Here is a 17,317-nt window from a genome sequence, read left to right as displayed (position 1 = left end):
TTGCTTTTCCTTTTGCTAATTCATCAATCAGCTTCTACAATTGATTATTTTCCCAAAACAATTAAATTCCCTATAACTTTAAAGCCATTTTTTTTGTAAAACTCATAAGAAGGATAATCTCTTTCTGTATTAAGTATCATCCCTTCTACCTTATCATCAGCTAATAACTCTTCTATATTTTTCAAAAACAAACTTCCAATACCTTTTCCTTGAAAATCATGTCCTATGCAAAACTCATCTATGTAATACTCCAATCCATAAAGCCAAGGCTTTTTCATTCCTATACTTAACGCTATAACTTTTTGATCTATCAAGCCTACATATCCTAAAAAGTAATTATTTTTCATATGGTTTATAAAAAAATCCTTTACCTGTTCTCTTGAATTATATTCATCATTCCAAGGTTCTCTTGAGAATGTATCTATAAATAAATCTACACATTCCTCCAAATATTCTTCTGATAACTTAGTTACCTCTAACTCCATATTTCTCCACCACTTTCCCTCTTTTAGACATACGGCAAGGAATCTTTCGTCACTCACATGCCTTTTTGCTTCTGCATAAAAGATTCATCTTTTGTAAATGGCTTATATGGTTCAAACTCTAGTACTCTAGGGTTGGAAAAGTACTCGTATAAATCCTCACCATCATTTTCTGAAAATCTACGTATTATCAATCGATCCGTTCTTAATTCCATCATTTAAAATCACCTCTTGAAATTACTATTTGTCTTTTGCGTATAACTTATTTAATTCTTTTATTATAACATAGTAACTTCACTCTAATTTTAAATTTCCTATATATCAAAACCCATTTGTACTTCATTATTTTTCTCTTCAAAAGTTCTTATATAATTAAAAACTTCTCTTATGTCACAAACAATATTATTCTTATTACAGCTTTCTTTAATAATTTTCATAAGTTTTTTGTGGTTATTACTTATTACTTCATAACTATTACCATATTGTCTTATGTATTTTTCTTTTAAACCTTTAAAATGCTTATCTAAATTCTTGTAATAATATTCCCTATTTCCATTTCTTAAGGTTAATCCAATACCAAATACTATAATTCCTTTAACTTTAGCTTCTATACAATAATCTAAAATTCCCCTTATATTTTCCTCTGTATCATTTATATAAGGTAAAATAGGACTTAGCCAAACCACTGTAGGAATTTTGTTATCCCTCATTATCTTTAAAACCTCAAATCTCTCTTTTGTTGTAGAAACCTTTGGCTCAATAACCTTGCATAATTCTTCATCATAAGTTGTTAAGGTCATCTGCACAACACACTTTGCTTTATCATTTATACTTTTTAGCAAATCCAAATCTCTTAATATTCTATTTGATTTAGTTAATATCGATAATCCAAATCCATACTTATCAATTATCTCTAAACATTTTCTTGTGTTTTTAAGTTTTTCTTCTAGATGAATGTAAGGATCAGTCATTGCACCAGTTCCAATCATACACTTTTTTCTTTTTCTCCTAAGCGTATCCTCTAATATCTGTGGCCCATTAACCTTAACCTCTATGTCTTCAAAAATATGGCCCATTCCGTAGCAAAGACTTCTGGAGTCACAATATATACATCCATGAGTACATCCTCTATAAATATTCATTCCATTACTACTGGATAGTATCCCCTTTACCAATACATTATGCATAATCGTAACTCCTTTCTAAACAACCATCTGTTATTATTTAAGCGAAATATAAATATCAATCTTAGCATTATCAAAATCTGAATTCAAATACTCTTCAAAATCCGCTTTATAGGTTCTCTCTAAATCCATTTCCCAAATTTTATTCCAAGCTTCTGCAACCGCTTTTTCCATATGTCCTTCAATAGAAAACTTAGCATATTTGCCTGCAGGAATTTTCTTTATTGTAAGCCCTTCATTTTCAGCCTTACTAACCTCATTTCCTGCTGTAACTAAATATTTATTATCTTCATAATCTGAATAAAGTCCTATAGCATATTCATTCACTTTATTTCTTATTGTTCTATTAATACCACCTTGATATAACTTTTCCCAAAGACCTCCAATAGTTTTTCCCATATTAGGATCATCATTACCTGTAATAGCACTAACCCCAACTACTATTTTTTCTTTTAAGCTAACAATCTCATACTTCATATTCATAACCTCCATATATTTGATAAGGTTATTATACTAAGCTTAATATGACAACTACATGTCATATTAAGAATAATTAAAAAGCATTCTTTTAATTCTATTTCTTATTTCTTTTCTTATTTCTTGTGGCTCTAAAACCTCGCATTCCTCTCCAAATGAAGATATATAACCAAAAAGCCATTCCCCCTTTGGGTATTTAGTAGTAACAATAAAACTTCCATCATCTAGCTTCTTAAAATCTTCAAATTCATCATATATTCTATACTCCATTTTAGAAGAAATTTTCATTTTTAAAGTAATGAATTCATCATTAAAAATATTATCTTCCTTCTTTATATTTTTTGGCGATTTCATATTAAAACTCTCTTCTATCATATATAAATTTTTCACCCTTCTTAATTTAAAAAATCTATAATCTTTTCGCATTTTACAATATCCATACATATACCAACTTTGTCCCTTGAAATACAACTTTAATGGGCATACTTCCCTACTAATATTTTCACCCTTCCCACTGCTGTAATCAAACTTTACTACTTTTTTACTTAATATTGCAGCTTTAATATTATTAAAAGTTTCCACTTCTTTTCCTGCATTTCCCCAATTTGAAAAATCAACTTCTATCCAATCAGTATCATTTTCACCTAACATATTATTTAACTTTCTAAGAACCTTTTCAGATTCCGAAGCATTAAAACTCACAGCATTAACAGCTCTTATAGATGATAATATTTCTGACTTTTCTTCTTCTGTTAGTATAGCTTTATTCAATATAAAGTTCGGTAATATAGATATGCCTCCACCTTTTCCTTTACTCATATATACTGGGATTCCTGCTGTAGAAAGTGCTTCAATATCTCTATAAATAGTTCTTTGCGATACTTCAAATCGTTCTGATAATTCTTTTGCTGTTACAATATTTTTCTCTAAAAGAATATATATGATTTCAAATAATCTATTTACTTGCATAATGCTTTCCCCTTTGTTATATATGGATTTGATTTATACTATTGCCCCACCGTAACTGTATTCAATTAAAATAGGTGATAATTAAACACCACTTCAATATTGTAATTATACACTAATACTTTTTTTATATATAGCTTAATGATTTTAGTAAAAAATACATAAACCATAAGCCTCAGTAGCAGTCAAACTATACCACTACTGAGGCTTATTAAATTTGAATAATTACCTTACTCTACCTTTGTTTTTACCTTAGACCATTTTCTTTTTTACTAACCAATTCAAAATCAGACGTTCCTGTTATTCGTTGAAAACTAAGAGATACAAAATTATCACCTTCTGGCTTTCCATATTGCAACGAAATATCTCCTCCATCCTTATACTTATAACTAGGATGTGGGTATTTCGCAATAATATCTGTCAGCTTAGTACCAGAACCATAGTCCTTTACCAGTGCATCATAATCTGCTTTTGTCCATGTTGATTTAGCATCCTTATCTACTGCAATACCATCAAAGACTTTTGTAATTTTATCATCTATGTCTGCTTCCTTCTTTTTATTGGTTTCTGCCATTTTATTTGAGTTATTAATAGCATCTAATGTTAATTGATTAGTAGTAATTTGTGATCCTTCCCAACTTATCTTATAACTGCCCTCGCTTTTGTCTTCTCCATACTTATTAAAATAAACTACAATTGGAGTTGTTGTATCATCTAGTATATACGTATCAAATGTCTTAACGGATTCACCAGGCTTCAAATCTTCGTGGCTTTTATCATATCCTTTTTCAATTGGCCAAGCACTAGTTGTAATACGTACCAAAGTCTTTTTTTTACCACCCTGGGTTACAGAACTGACTGAAGGAATACCATTAATGGCGTGCGCATAAAGTCTTTTAAAAGAAATTGTACTTCCAGAATTATTCTCTAACTTCCAATAAACACGGACTGCAATTCTATCTTTTCCATCAAGGTTAATAGTCTTAAGGTCTACATCCTTATTTTCCTCCCAAGCATTATACTCAATATCGTGCACTCGAGTTTTGATATATGTCATTTTCACTACATCATCAGTGTAAGTTTTGGTTTTAGAGTCCCATAGTTTTGCTTCTGAGTCTTTATTCCCACTAGTGCAAGCCGTTAGTAGCATAAAACTAGCAAAAATAATAGTAAATACCTGAAATAATTTTTTTATTTTCATTTTGTCCATCTTTCTCCCTTTTTCCTTTGTTTTTAGTGTCTTGTATAATTCTTAAAATCTAGCTTTACCTATCTTTATATTGGATAGGGTTTTATATTTTTCACCGGATATCTTTGTTGACTCTCTTTTTATTCTTAATTTATTTAAAAACAAAAAAAGCCTATTAAAAAATATACAAGCTATAGGTTTTATACTTTGAAATTTTTACAACTCAGCTCCACAATTAGTCAATATAATACTTTTTTCTTGTATATTTTTATTATAACATTTATTTAATTCGTTATAAATGTTCTTTTCAAAAATTTGTATATTTTATTTGTAATTTAATTAATAATATGTTACATTTACCACATTAATATTTATTAGAAATTTAAATATTACCTATAAAAAAAATAGTATACCTTCCTAGTAATTGAAGGCTACTATTTTTTATTTAAATTTATGATATCAAATATTTATTTCTAAATATGCTACTAACCTAGAAAAATCATATTCCGTAAAAATTCCATGTATATTATCATAAAAAAAGCCATTATAATATAAAAGAAAATGCCCATGTTCACTTAAAATGCAGCATTGTGGTAATTCTACATCTCTACCTCTTGTATACTTCATTTTGTCTGCACGTTTTATATCATATAAATCTAACGTATTCTCAAATGCAATGAGAGAACATTCCCTCTCTTCATATACTTTAACAAGCTCAACTCCTCATACTGCCATCTTTCCAGTGAGTTATCTCAATCACATTAATATTAGGATTTTTATAGCGCCTTCTTTTAGAAGTTTTATTTCTCCATTGAATGGCTTGCTTAGGGCAATATTGAATACAAGCTGCACATTGCTCACAATTATGATTCCATATTGGTTTATCAGTAATAAATTCTATGTTATTAACTGGGCAAATTCTTTCACATAATTTACAACTATTACAATTATCATTAACCCAAAAATCTTCATCCCTTAAATGAAGATTTCCTACTATCTTATCTGTCATATTAATAAAAACTCTATCGATTAATGTATCAATCATTATTTTACTTAATTCACATTTGCAGTTTTTTCTTTCACTAACTAAATGAGCTATCTTCTTTATTCTTTTCTTTTCCCTTTCAAAAGCCTTGTTTTGTTTTTTAATAGAATTTGCCCCATATGCGAAAATATTGTTTCCTGGCATATGGATTAAAAAGCCTGAATTTAATACTATACCTTTATTTTTTAATGCTTTTCTCAATTTAATTAATACTTCAGCAGGAGCTCCTCCATGGGTTGCTACTGCAAAAACATATATATCTTTAGTAATTTCTAGCTTTTCTAAGAATCTTTCTAATATCAATGGTAACCGTGCATAAACTACTGGGAAAACTATTCCAAGTACTTTCCCTTCAATTTTTATTTTCTCTTCTGTAATAATTGAAGATATATTACATAACTTAAATCCTCTTAGTTCACTATTTATATCCTTAGCTACTTGAAAACTATTACCTGTTCCTGAATAATATAGTATTGTATCCTTATCTATTACCATAAAAGCCTCTCCTTTTATTAATATTTTCAAGTAATTTTCACCTTATCGTATTTAAAAAATTACTTTTTCTAAAACGGATATTCTGGTCTCTAATGGTATTATAGACTAAGTACTATGGTACACAGTCAAGACTATTTCTTCAAATAAATCTCCATGTCTTTACAACCTTCCATATCTTTTGATAATAAACTTCTCTTAACTTTTTCAAGTAGCTTCTTAGTTTCTTCTAATTTATTTATTTTTACACTTAATTCATTTATTTTACCTTCAACAATCCTTTTGATATCTTCAATATTTCCACATAATATTTCGTCGTGTATTAATATACTTATTTCCCTCAACGAGAAACCAAAATTTTTAATTATACATATAAATCTAATCATCTCTATATCTTTTTCTGAATATATTCTATATCCGTTTGCATTCTTTTTAGGCTCAGAAAGTAAGCCGATTTTTTCATAGTACCTTATAGTCTCCTTATTTATGTTTAACTTCTTTACCAAATCCCCAATAGTATAATCACCTTCCATATACATCTTTCCTTTCAATTTCAATAACACTATTTTCTTAATTAATATTATATACTCTCAAATATATCAACTCCAAGATTATCTAATAATATACTTTTGCTATATTGTTATAGCAAAAACTGAAGAAGAATCCCCAGAACTTTAAATCTGTCTGAGTGTATACAATTTATTTAAAGTTATTAGTTTCTTTAAGCTTCCATCTTCTCACCCAGTTCACGCCTTCTCGAATGCAATGTGAGAACAGTCCATCTCTCCATTTAACTTTCCCCTTACAACCTCAATCCCTCATACATCTATCTCTCCAGTGAATTGATTTTTTCGAATTCTTTATTCTTTTCCATAATACTTCAATAGTCATGTTGCCCCCATAAAAATAACTTTTTTGGTTTTCCAACATGTGTAGTACCCATAAGAAATACTCTACCTACATCTTTTAGTGCTTTGTAAAAGGTATTAATATCTGTAAAATCAAAGAATATCGATTTAACCCGATTATTAAACAGTTTGTTTATCTTCTGCATCTTGGTAGTTACTACTACTTACTTTCTCTCCCATAATTAACAATTCTTCTACCACATCATATGTATAAAATCTACTATTAGTCAAATAATAGTTTTGTGATTATTCAAAGACAAGGAGAGTTGTATGAATCTAATAACGAAAGGAAGTAATATTATTATGGGAATTTTAAGTGGAAATCCTCAAGATGAGCCTCTACATTATGGAGAAGTATTTGGACTATGGAGCTCTTTATCAGTTGCAAAAGGTGCATTAGACAATTATCAAGTTTTTATTAATCATACTGGTGACCAAGAGTTAAAAGCATTTTTAAAACAAGTAATTAAATCATCAATCAAACCATCAATAAAAGAAATAGAAGAAATATTACAGCATAACGATATCGCGGTTCCACCCACACCAGCAGAACGACCTGAAGCAGACCTTGAACAAATTCCAGTTGGAGCGAGATTGCAAGATGCACAAATAGCTTATATAGTAGCTGCTGATATAGCATCAGGTGTTGTAGCAAGTAGTCAAGGAATGAGTCAATCAATTCGTGAAGATGTTGGATTATTATTTGGCCAAATGGGTGCAAAAAAAGCAAAAGATGGAGCAGCATTATTACAAATCATGAAAGATAAAGGTTGGCTAGTTCCACCACCACTTCATCATGAAACAAAACAACAATAATTAATAACAAGTTCGTAAAAGAATAGAAAAACAGATACAAATATCTGCTTTCTACTTTTTTTATATTATTTAACTAACGTAAGATGTTAGTTGTAGAGGAAAAGAAGGCGAATCCTAAAAATAATGGATTCGCCTAGGAGCGTGTGAAAAAAAGTCTGTAAATAAAAATCATAAGGCTTTCTATGGGAAAATAAAAATCATAGGAGGCCTTTTATTATAGCAAGAAAAAAGATATTTATAAGGTAAAACTAATGAATGAAGGTGAAATGGACGCGCATTTAGGCTATGAGCCATATGAACGAGCTGAAACTACAAACTCAAGAAATGAAAAAGGATTCGAAGTAACTATGGTGAGATGACTATAGATGTACCACACGATAGAGAAAGTTCTTTTGAATCTAAAGTAGTACAAAAACACCAGAAAGATATTTCTAGTATAGAAGAAAAAATCATTTCTATGTATTCTAAAGAATTAAGTACCAGGCAAATTTCAGAACAAATTGAAGACATATATGGGTTTGAAGTTAGTGAAGGAATGGTTTCAAATATAACAAATAAACTTCTTCCTAAAATAGAAGCATGGCAACATAGACCGTTATCTACAGTATATCCAATTGTTTTCATTGATGCAGTTCATTTTTCCGTAAGGGAAAATAACATTATACGTAAACTTGCAGCTTACATTATTCTTAGGATAAATAATGAAGGCAGAAAAGAAGTGCTTTCTATAAATATTGGAGAAAATGAAAACAGTAAATATTGGCTTAGTACTCTCAATGAATTAAAAAATAGAGGTGTTCAAGATTATTCTTATCCTTTGTGCAGATGGTCTTACAGGAATAAGGGAGTCTATATCAACAGCTTTTCCAAATACTGAATATCAACTTTGTATAGTTCATCAAGTAAGAAATACATTAAAGTATGTTGCTGATAAAGATAAAAAGGAATTTGCAAAAGATTTAAAAACTATATATCATTCACTTTACCATAAATAAATAATTCCATGTTTCCCTATATACAATATAATTAATATTATTTTAACTTCAAGTTTTAACCATTCACTTAGATTATTATCCCCTCAAAATGATCCATTTCATGTTGAATTATTTGTGCTGTAAATCCAGTAAACACTTGTTTTTGCTTCTTAAAGTTTCTATCAAGATACTCCACTTCTATCATTTCATATCTCTTTGTTTTTCTAAAACCAATTAAAGATAAACAACTCTCTTCTATTTCATGAGGCTTTTCTTTCTTTAATATAACTGGATTTATCATAGGCACAATAAAGTTTCCTATCGCAAATACCAATATACGCTTTTTTACTCCAATCATATTACCAGCGAGCCCAACACAAATCTCTAAGTTTGCTCTTAATGTATCCATTAAATCATCAACTACTGATATATCATTTTTAGTAGTCTCCTCTGATTTTTGCCCTAAAAATAATATATCTTTTACAATTGGCTTTACCATATTTTATTACCCCTTTATTCTTTAATTACTAATTTTCCACACTACTCTTGAATACTTAAATCAAAAAATATTAACCTTCAGCAGTTATTAAGTATTCACAATAACCATCACCTTGCATGAATGTTTTATTATGCCTACAAGACATATTGGGTTTAATACCTTTTACATAATACGGATCACCGTATCAGTTGTAAGGGATATCCTTTTATTATCCACCTTACAACCTCAACTCCTCATACAACCATCTCTCCAGTGAATTAAATTTTTCGAATGTGCATTTAAAAAAGGCTTACTAAATCTTAATTATAATTTTTAGAAGCTCCAGAACTTTAAATCTATCTGAACGTATGCCAGTTATTTAAAGTTATTATCTTCCTTCGAAGCTTAGCTTATTCTCTCACCCAATCCACGCCTTCTCGAATGCAATGAGAGAACAGTACCTCAATCCCTCATACAACCATCTCTCTAGTGAATTAATTTTTCGAATGTGCATTTAAAAAAAGCTTAATAAATCTTAATTGTAATTTCATGAAGGCTTAGAACTTTAAATCTGTCTGAGCGTATGCGAGTTATTTAAAGTTCTTAGTTTTCTTGAAATTTCAATTCTAGATTTATAAGCTTTTTTTAACGTACTGAGAAAAAATCAATTTACGTCATTTGTGGTATGGTTCTCCCCTACTAATCCTAAATGCCCTGTAAACCTGATCTAAAAGCATAACCCTAAAAGCTGATGAGGAAAAGTCATTTTTGAAAAACACAACTTATGGTTTGCTCTTTTTAAAACAGCATCAGAAAGCCCAAGTAATTCTCCTATGACAAAATCAATATTGCTGTTTCCTCTTATACCTAAATCATCTATAAAACTAGCGAATCCTTCTAACCTTTTAAATCTATAACAACAGCATAAAAATTATCCTTTATAAGATAACCCAACTATTTAAATACATCATTAAATCCCCAGTTCACGCCTTCTCGAATGCAATGAGAGAACAGTCCCTCTCTCCATATAGTTTCCCCCTTAAAACCTCAATCCCTCATACAACCATCTCTCCAGTGAATTAAATTTTTCGAATGTGCATTTAAAAAAAGCTTAATAAATCTTAATTGTAATTTCATGAAGGCTTAGAACTTTAAATCTGTTACGGGCAGCGAGTTATTTAAAGTTCTTAGTTTTCTTGAAATTTCAATTCTAGATTTATAAGCTTTTTTTAACGTACTGAGAAAAAATCAATTCACTTATTGTATGGTTTTCCGTAACTACTGCAAGTGAATTTTTAAACACTTTATCTCTCTACAAATATTGGTGCAAATTGAAGCTGTGTTGCCGCAAGTAATGCCCTTGTGGCTACAAAAGTATTTGTTTAAGTGCATATTTATTTTGTTTATTTATAAAGATAGTATATAATTATATCTAGATTTCAAAATATGCTGACTTTACCAATTATAATGAATAGAACATTGGTAGGTACTTAAAATGGATCACTAAAAGTTTGTATATTAAAATAATAAAAGGCAAAAATAAATTTGCCATGGAGGTAACAGTAGAAATGGCTAGGAATCAAAGTGTTAAGGGGAACTTTCATTACAATAATATAGAGAAGAAAGATAAGAACTTTATGTATCAAAATCTTCAGAGAAGCAATTGCTATAATACCAACTTTTCAAATTCAAATTTTGATTATGTAAGTTTTAGGGGTGCGCATTTTAAGTCATGTGGTTTTTTTAAGTGTACTTTTAGATGGTCAGAATTCATTGGCACAAATTTAAAAGGGAGCAGTATGAGCAATGCTGTATTTGAAAATACTATATTCGACTCCGCAAATTTAGATGGAGTTAATTTTAAAGATGCCAAATTTAACAATACTATATTTTTATCCACTGATATTGAGAAAGCTAGAAATTTAGATTCTAAAAATCCAAATATTAAAATTTTTCATGAAATGCCTCAATTAGAAATTAGTGCAGAACTTGCAAAGGCTGTTGAAACCGTAATGAAAAATGAATATGTAAAAAAGGCAAGAGTTCTTGATACAAAAGAGGGAACCTTCAACCCATTAAGTTTAATGATTTTATTAAATATCTTTGATGAAGCAACGTTAATCAAAGGTTTAAATATCATTGCAGTTCAACAAAATAGATCTTTTCACACCTTAAGTTATGTAATCAAACTACTTAAAAAATATAAGGTAGATGGAACTCTTTAATCCAATTAATATATAGCGAAATAGGTGCTTTTTATAAATACGAACTATAAAAACGTAGAAAACAAATATGAAATTCAAGGAAATGTAGCTTTAATCTCCTTACTTAATAAGAAGGGTTCTAATCTTACAGGTAAAATAGACGTTGATGATATAGAAAAGGTTAAACGCATGCGAACTTGGTTTGCCGAATGGCATAAGGATTTTAATAGTTATTTGCTTCAAAATGGAGATAGTGAATATTTAATGTTTTACATTTATTAACAAGAAGTACTAAATAGTAGTTGCCTGTAAAAAATGGCACTACTATTTAGTATATAATTTATTTAGTTTATGCTATGACTTTAAACATTCTTGTCTTTAAAACTATTGATATCAACGGTTTTAAAGAAGTCTACTTTATTTATGATATGGTTCACCTTACCATAAACAAATAATTCCATGTTTCCCTATATACAATATAATTAATATTATTTTAACTTCAAGTTTTAACCATTCACTTAGATTATTATCCCCTCAAAATGATCCATTTCATGTTGAATTATTTGTGCTGTAAATCCAGTAAACACTTGTTTTTGCTTCTTAAAGTTTCTATCAAGATACTCCACTTCTATCATTTCATATCTCTTTGTTTTTCTAAAACCAATTAAAGATAAACAACTCTCTTCTATTTCATAAGGCTTTTCTTTCTTTAATATAACTGGATTTATCATAGGCACAATAAAGTTTCCTATCGCAAATACCAATATACGCTTTTTTACTCCAATCATATTACCAGCGAGCCCAACACAAATCTCTAAGTTTGCTCTTAATGTATCCATTAAATCATCAACTACTGATATATCATTTTTAGTAGTCTCCTCTGATTTTTGCCCTAAAAATAATATATCTTTTACAATTGGCTTTACCATAATTTATTACCCCTTTATTCTTTAATTACTAATTTTCCACACTACTCTTGAATACTTAAATCAAAAAATATTAACCTTCAGCAGTTATTAAGTATTCACAATAACCATCACCTTGCATGAATGTTTTATTATGCCTACAAGACATATTGGGTTTAATACCTTTTACATAATACGGATCACCGTATCAGTTGTAAGGGATAGCCTTTTATTATCTACCTTACAAACTCACCCCTCATACAACCATCTCTCTAGTGAATTGAATTTTCCGAATGTACATTTAAAAAAAGCTTAATAAATCTTAATTGTAATTTCATGAGAGCTTAAAACTTTAAAGCTGTTACGGGCAGCGAGTTATTTAAAGTTATTATCTTCCCTTGAAGCTTAGCTTATTCTCTCACCCAATCCACGCCTTCTCGAATGCAATGAGAGAACAGTACCTCAATCCCTCATACAACCATCTCTCTAGTGAATTAATTTTTCCAATGTGCATTTAAAAAAAGCTTAATAAATCTTAATTGTAATTTCATGAAGGCTTAGAACTTTAAATCTGTTACGGGCAGCGAGTTATTTAAAGTTGTTATCTTCCCTTGAAGTTTATTCTCTCACCCAGTCCACGCCTTCTCGAATGCAATGAGAGAACAGTCCCTCTCTACATATACTTTTCCCATTACAACCTCATCCCCCATACAACCATCTCTCCAGTGAATTGAATTTTTCGAATGTGCATTTAAAAAAAGCTTAATAAATCTTAATTGCAATTTCATGAAGGCTTAGAACTTTAAATCTGTCTGAGCGTATGCGAGTTATTTAAAGTTATTATCTTTCCTCGAAGTTTATTCTCTCACCCAGTTCACGCCTCCGCGAATGCAATGAGCGAACAGTCCCTCTCTCCATATACTTTCCCCTTACAACCTCACCCTTCATACAACCATCTCTCCAGTGAATTGAATTTTTCGAATGTGCATTTAAAAAAAGCTTAATAAATCTTAATTGTAATTTCATGAAGGCTTAGAACTTTAAATCTGTCTGAGCGTATGCGAGTTATTTAAAGTTATTATCTTTCCTCGAAGTTTATTCTCTCACCCAGTTCACGCCTCCGCGAATGCAATGAGCGAACAGTCCCTCTCTCCATATACTTTCCCCTTACAACCTCACCCTTCATACAACCATCTCTCCAGTGAATTGAATTTTTCGAATGTGCATTTAAAAAAAGCTTAATAAATCTTAATTGTAATTTCATGAAGGCTTAGAACTTTAAATCTGTCTGAGCGTATGCGAGTTATTTAAAGTTATTAGTTTTCTTGAAATTTCAATTTTAGGTTTATAAGCTTTTTTTAACGTACTGAGAAAAAATTAATTCACGTCTACTTATGGTATGGTTCTCCCCTACTAATCCTAAATGCCCTGTAAACCTGCTCTAAAAGCATAACCCTAAAAAGCTGATGAGGAAAAGTCATTTTTGAAAAACACAATTTATAATTTGCTCTTTTTAAAACAGCCTCAGAAAGCCCAAGCGATCCACCTATTACAAAATCAATATTGCTATTTCCTCTTACCCCTAAGTCATCTATAAAACTAGAGAACTCTTCTGACGAAAACATCTTACCCTTTAAATCCATAGCAACAACGTAAGAATTGTCCTTTATAGAAGAAAGTATTTTCTCGCCTTCCTTTTCCTTTATAAGCAATTCTTCCTTTTCAGAGGCTCTATCTGGAGTTTTTTCATCTTGAAGTTCTATAATGTTTAATTTGCAATACTTTTGAAGTCTTTTGGCATACTCATTTACTGCATCTTTTAAATATTTCTCCTTAAGTTTTCCTACTGTTATAAGTGTTATATTCATCTCTGACTCCTTACTATACATACTCAAAAAGTGATAGACTAAAAATCTATCACTTTTTATATATACTAATTTTTCATTTAAATTTAACTATGTACTAATTTTTTCCGCAACAATTCTTATATTTCTTTCCACTTCCGCATGGGCATGGATCATTTCTTCCAACCTTGTTTTTATTTACGTATGTTTTAGAGTTCTTCCAGCTGTCTTTTATTTCTTTTCTCTTTTCCTTTGAGAAGATTCCTTCCCATTGAGGAAGCTCATATAAATACTCTGCTTTTGCTTCTAACATATTGAAATATAATTTTTCATAATCAATTTCGAATTTTATATTTGAAGTTACCTCTAGCTTTTCAAGATCTAAAGGTTCTTTTATACTTTCATTTATCCCATCAAGAAAACCCATAAAAAATATTGAATCTGAACCATATTCAGCAGCTAATGCTTCAATAGTTCCTTCTACTTCTTTTTTATGACTTGCAAGAAGCTTTTTATATATATTACCTTCTACTTCGCCGTAATCTTTCCAGAACGCTGCTTCTCCTTTATGTTTAACATAATCCACAACTCTATCTGTCCAATCTTTGTATAAACTCATAATTAATTCTCCTTTTGACTTAATATTACTATTATTATAATAACAATTCCAAATCTTTTCAATTTACATAGAAACCAAGATTTATTATTTTTTACTTGTTTTTGAGTATTTAGTCAACTTCTTTGAGTATTTTACACGCTTCTTGTTTCTAGGTTTAAATATGTCATATTTTCCATATAAAATGCTAATATCATCACTATTTATTAATATTTTTTACTAAAAAGGATAATATTTTGTTAAAGCTACCCACCTTAGAATTCGATATAATTACTAGGCATATCACGTTTTGCCATACTAATAGAAATATCTCCATCTATTTCTATGCCGTTTTCATTAAGTTCATTAACAACTGTTTTATATGCTAAATCAGGATAATTATTAGTTTTACTTAAATGCCCTAGGATAATTTTTTTCTTGCCTTTTTTAGCTATATCCACAATAGCTTTACCACAATCTTCATTTGATAAATGACCCACATTACTTAAAATTCTTCTTTTTAACGGATATGGATATGGCCCAAATTTAAGCATTTCCACATCATGATTACTTTCTAGAAGAATTACGTCTGCATCACTTATTGTAGCTTTTACTTCTTCGGAAAAATACCCTAAATCTGTTGCTACGCAAACTGATTTGGTATTACTTATAACCTTATATCCACATGGCGCAGCTGCATCATGAGGTATCTTATAATTAAAAACATTCATGTCTTTTATCTCTATGTAATCTTGCGATAGTATCTTTATATTATCGTCCTTTATTTTTCCTATGTTATTTATCATTGCTTTCCATGTAAGCTCATTTGCATATATGGGTATATTGTACTTTCTTGATAGCACTCCTACACCCTTTATATGATCCGAATGCTCATGGGTTATAAAAATACCATCTATATCATGCGGATCTTCATTTATTTCCTTTAAAGCCTTCTCTATGCTTTTTCCTGAAAGTCCTGCATCTATAAGTACTTTCGAGTTATCAGACGCAACAAATATACTATTACCACTGCTTCCACTATAAAGTGAACAAAATTTCATAATTATCCTCTACCTTAGACAATGATTGTCCTTTATATTTTTTCTCTTCTTATATTCGCTCCGAGTTCCCTAAACTTATCCTCTATATGAGGGTATCCTCTGTCTATGTGTTCTATACATGACACTTCACTTACACCTTCTGCTGCTAATGCTGCAATTACCATAGCTGCTCCAGCTCTTAAATCTGTAGCCTTAACATTAGCACCTGTAAGCTTTTCAACTCCGTCTATTATTGCCACTGTTCCTTCTACCTTTATGTTAGCACCCATCTTTTTAAGCTCATCCACATGTTTAAGTCTGCTTTCCCATATGCTTTCATTAACTATACTTCTACCTTTTGAAATAGAAAGTAACGTACTCATTGGCTGTTGAGCATCTGTTGGGAAACCTGGGTAAGGAAGAGTTTTTATATTAACTCCCTTAAGATTCTTATGTGACTCTACTGTTACATAATCGTCTCCTTCTTTTACATCTGCTCCCATTTCTATCAACTTCGCAGAAATAGACTCAAGGTGTTTTGGTATTACATTTTTAACTGTTACACATCCACCACATGCAGCTGTTGCTATCATATACGTAGCTGCTTCTATCTGATCAGGTATAACACTATAATTACAGCCCTTAAGTTTTTCAACTCCAGCTATTCTTATAACATCTGTACCTGCTCCTTTTATATTTGCTCCCATACTATTTAAAAAATTGGCTACATCAACTATATGAGGCTCTTTTGCTGCGTTTTCAAGCACAGTAGTTCCCTCTGCAAAAACAGACGCAAGCATTAAATTTATAGTTGCACCTACACTAACTACATCAAAATATATATTAGTTCCTACAAGCTTTTCTGCTTCTGCTTCTAATGTTCCATGAACTATTTTTACAGTTGCACCAAGCGCTTCAAATCCTTTAATATGCTGATCTATAGGTCTAACTCCTATAGGACAGCCTCCAGGAAGACCTACTTTTGCTTTTCCAAATCTTCCAAGTAACGCACCTATAAGATAGTATGATGCTCTCATTTTGCTTCCATCTTCAGTATCTGCATCTACACTAGTAACACTAGTACTATCTATTTCAAGAGTATTTTTCACTCTCTTTACTTTGCAGCCTAAACTAGTTATTATTCTTTCAAGACGCTGAATGTCTTGAATATCTGGTATGTTATCAATACAACTAATTCCTTGGCTTGCCATTATCGCTGCTGGAAGTATAGCTACTGCAGCGTTTTTGGCTCCTCCGATTTCAACACTCCCAAAGAGAGAATTACCTCCATTAACAACTAACTTGTCCATTACAATATCCATCCTTATTAATTTTTTTATCTATGTAAACTTTTCGTTAAATTTCTTTGCCCACAATCACAAAGTATATTATATCATACTTGTTTAATATTTTAAAACATTATATGTATTTTTTATATAATTACAATTATTTAACATCAATAAGAAAAGTTACCCTCATTTTTTAACACTTTTGGGTAACTTTTTTATACACTTTTACTATATTTTATAAGAGTTTTATTTTTATACTAACCTTCTACTTTAAAGCTTCCACAATCTGTATGCTCAACCTCTTGAGCTCTGCTACTATGCTTAACTACCTTTATTTGATCTAATGTACAGTAATTGTCATCCTTACAATGAAATTTACACTCTGAAACATTACATCCTATACTTGAATTGTGATCCATGAAAAATCCC

General features: G+C 30.2%; 19 protein-coding genes and 2 pseudogenes. 4 read left to right on the top strand and 17 right to left on the bottom strand.

The window, feature by feature from the left end:
• Nucleotides 1–44: 44 nt before the first annotated feature.
• The 9 genes from CLFE_RS01915 to CLFE_RS01875 all read right to left on the bottom strand — a co-directional run bounded on the left by CLFE_RS01915 (nt 45) and on the right by CLFE_RS01875 (nt 6,368).
• Nucleotides 45–485: a GNAT family N-acetyltransferase gene (locus CLFE_RS01915; protein ID WP_077894237.1), complete on the bottom strand. Its 441-nt coding sequence runs from the start codon at nt 483–485 to the stop codon at nt 45–47.
• Between the two features lie 53 nt (nt 486–538).
• Nucleotides 539–700, bottom strand: a complete 162-nt coding sequence (locus tag CLFE_RS01910) for a GNAT family N-acetyltransferase (RefSeq protein ID WP_242951658.1) — start codon at nt 698–700, stop codon at nt 539–541.
• A 96-nt stretch (nt 701–796) separates the two neighbouring features.
• The gene (locus tag CLFE_RS01905) at nt 797–1,669 is read right to left on the bottom strand and encodes an SPL family radical SAM protein (protein ID WP_077894193.1); all 873 of its coding nucleotides are present in this window, start codon (nt 1,667–1,669) and stop codon (nt 797–799) included.
• A gap of 33 nt (nt 1,670–1,702) precedes the next feature.
• Nucleotides 1,703–2,143, bottom strand: a complete 441-nt coding sequence (locus tag CLFE_RS01900; RefSeq protein ID WP_077894194.1) for a GyrI-like domain-containing protein — start codon at nt 2,141–2,143, stop codon at nt 1,703–1,705.
• 66 nt (nt 2,144–2,209) lie between these two features.
• A complete protein-coding gene (locus CLFE_RS01895) occupies nt 2,210–3,112 on the bottom strand; it encodes a helix-turn-helix transcriptional regulator (protein ID WP_077894195.1) in 903 nt (300 codons plus the stop codon).
• 244 nt (nt 3,113–3,356) lie between these two features.
• Entirely contained in the window at nt 3,357–4,310 is a 954-nt protein-coding gene (locus tag CLFE_RS01890) for a DUF5067 domain-containing protein (protein WP_139356189.1), read from the bottom strand.
• A gap of 447 nt (nt 4,311–4,757) precedes the next feature.
• On the bottom strand, nt 4,758–4,925 hold the full coding sequence (locus CLFE_RS01885) for a hypothetical protein (RefSeq protein WP_169850975.1): 168 nt from the start codon (nt 4,923–4,925) through the stop codon (nt 4,758–4,760).
• Between the two features lie 88 nt (nt 4,926–5,013).
• On the bottom strand, nt 5,014–5,838 hold the full coding sequence (locus CLFE_RS01880) for an EFR1 family ferrodoxin (protein WP_077894238.1): 825 nt from the start codon (nt 5,836–5,838) through the stop codon (nt 5,014–5,016).
• Nucleotides 5,839–5,969: 131 nt separating this feature from the next.
• Complete coding sequence (locus tag CLFE_RS01875; protein WP_077894197.1) at nt 5,970–6,368, bottom strand: MerR family transcriptional regulator; 399 nt, start codon at nt 6,366–6,368, stop codon at nt 5,970–5,972.
• A gap of 645 nt (nt 6,369–7,013) precedes the next feature.
• On the opposite strand from CLFE_RS01875, the gene CLFE_RS01870 reads away from it, so the two are divergent.
• Complete coding sequence (locus CLFE_RS01870; RefSeq protein WP_077833590.1) at nt 7,014–7,559, top strand: DUF3231 family protein; 546 nt, start codon at nt 7,014–7,016, stop codon at nt 7,557–7,559.
• 242 nt (nt 7,560–7,801) lie between these two features.
• A pseudogene (locus CLFE_RS01865) lies at nt 7,802–8,533 on the top strand (IS256 family transposase); the annotation flags it as partial.
• Nucleotides 8,534–8,621: 88 nt separating this feature from the next.
• On the opposite strand, the gene CLFE_RS01860 reads toward CLFE_RS01865, so the two are convergent.
• Together CLFE_RS01860 and CLFE_RS01855 are read right to left on the bottom strand one after the other, a co-directional pair.
• The gene (locus tag CLFE_RS01860) at nt 8,622–9,032 is read right to left on the bottom strand and encodes a peptide deformylase (RefSeq protein ID WP_077894198.1); all 411 of its coding nucleotides are present in this window, start codon (nt 9,030–9,032) and stop codon (nt 8,622–8,624) included.
• Between the two features lie 653 nt (nt 9,033–9,685).
• Nucleotides 9,686–9,953: pseudogene (locus CLFE_RS01855) on the bottom strand (23S rRNA (pseudouridine(1915)-N(3))-methyltransferase RlmH); the annotation flags it as partial.
• Between the two features lie 626 nt (nt 9,954–10,579).
• Between CLFE_RS01855 and CLFE_RS01850 the strand changes: the two are divergent.
• Entirely contained in the window at nt 10,580–11,236 is a 657-nt protein-coding gene (locus CLFE_RS01850) for a pentapeptide repeat-containing protein (RefSeq protein WP_077894199.1), read from the top strand.
• Between the two features lie 24 nt (nt 11,237–11,260).
• Nucleotides 11,261–11,497, top strand: coding sequence for a hypothetical protein (locus CLFE_RS01845; RefSeq protein WP_242951659.1), 237 nt, complete (start codon nt 11,261–11,263; stop codon nt 11,495–11,497).
• Between the two features lie 236 nt (nt 11,498–11,733).
• Here CLFE_RS01845 and CLFE_RS01840 read toward each other — a convergent pair whose 3' ends face one another.
• The 6 genes from CLFE_RS01840 to CLFE_RS01815 form a co-directional block, all read right to left on the bottom strand.
• Nucleotides 11,734–12,144 (bottom strand): peptide deformylase, encoded by a 411-nt coding sequence (locus CLFE_RS01840; RefSeq protein ID WP_077894200.1) that lies wholly within the window; start codon nt 12,142–12,144, stop codon nt 11,734–11,736.
• Nucleotides 12,145–13,508: 1,364 nt separating this feature from the next.
• Complete coding sequence (gene rlmH / locus CLFE_RS01835) at nt 13,509–13,988, bottom strand: 23S rRNA (pseudouridine(1915)-N(3))-methyltransferase RlmH (RefSeq protein ID WP_077850824.1); 480 nt, start codon at nt 13,986–13,988, stop codon at nt 13,509–13,511.
• A 94-nt stretch (nt 13,989–14,082) separates the two neighbouring features.
• Nucleotides 14,083–14,583, bottom strand: a complete 501-nt coding sequence (locus CLFE_RS01830; protein WP_077833594.1) for an SEC-C metal-binding domain-containing protein — start codon at nt 14,581–14,583, stop codon at nt 14,083–14,085.
• Nucleotides 14,584–14,834: 251 nt separating this feature from the next.
• Complete coding sequence (locus CLFE_RS01825) at nt 14,835–15,620, bottom strand: MBL fold metallo-hydrolase (protein ID WP_077894201.1); 786 nt, start codon at nt 15,618–15,620, stop codon at nt 14,835–14,837.
• Between the two features lie 32 nt (nt 15,621–15,652).
• Nucleotides 15,653–16,909, bottom strand: coding sequence for a UDP-N-acetylglucosamine 1-carboxyvinyltransferase (murA, locus tag CLFE_RS01820; protein WP_077833596.1), 1,257 nt, complete (start codon nt 16,907–16,909; stop codon nt 15,653–15,655).
• A 236-nt stretch (nt 16,910–17,145) separates the two neighbouring features.
• Nucleotides 17,146–17,307 (bottom strand): DUF1540 domain-containing protein, encoded by a 162-nt coding sequence (locus CLFE_RS01815; protein WP_077833597.1) that lies wholly within the window; start codon nt 17,305–17,307, stop codon nt 17,146–17,148.
• Between the last annotated feature and the right edge of the window lie 10 nt (nt 17,308–17,317).

The organism is Clostridium felsineum DSM 794 (assembly GCF_002006355.2).
GTDB classification, from domain to species: Bacteria; Bacillota; Clostridia; order Clostridiales; family Clostridiaceae; genus Clostridium_S; species Clostridium_S felsineum.
The sequence above is the reverse complement of the archived record's forward strand: the minus strand, read 5'-3'. Positions and strand labels throughout refer to the sequence as shown.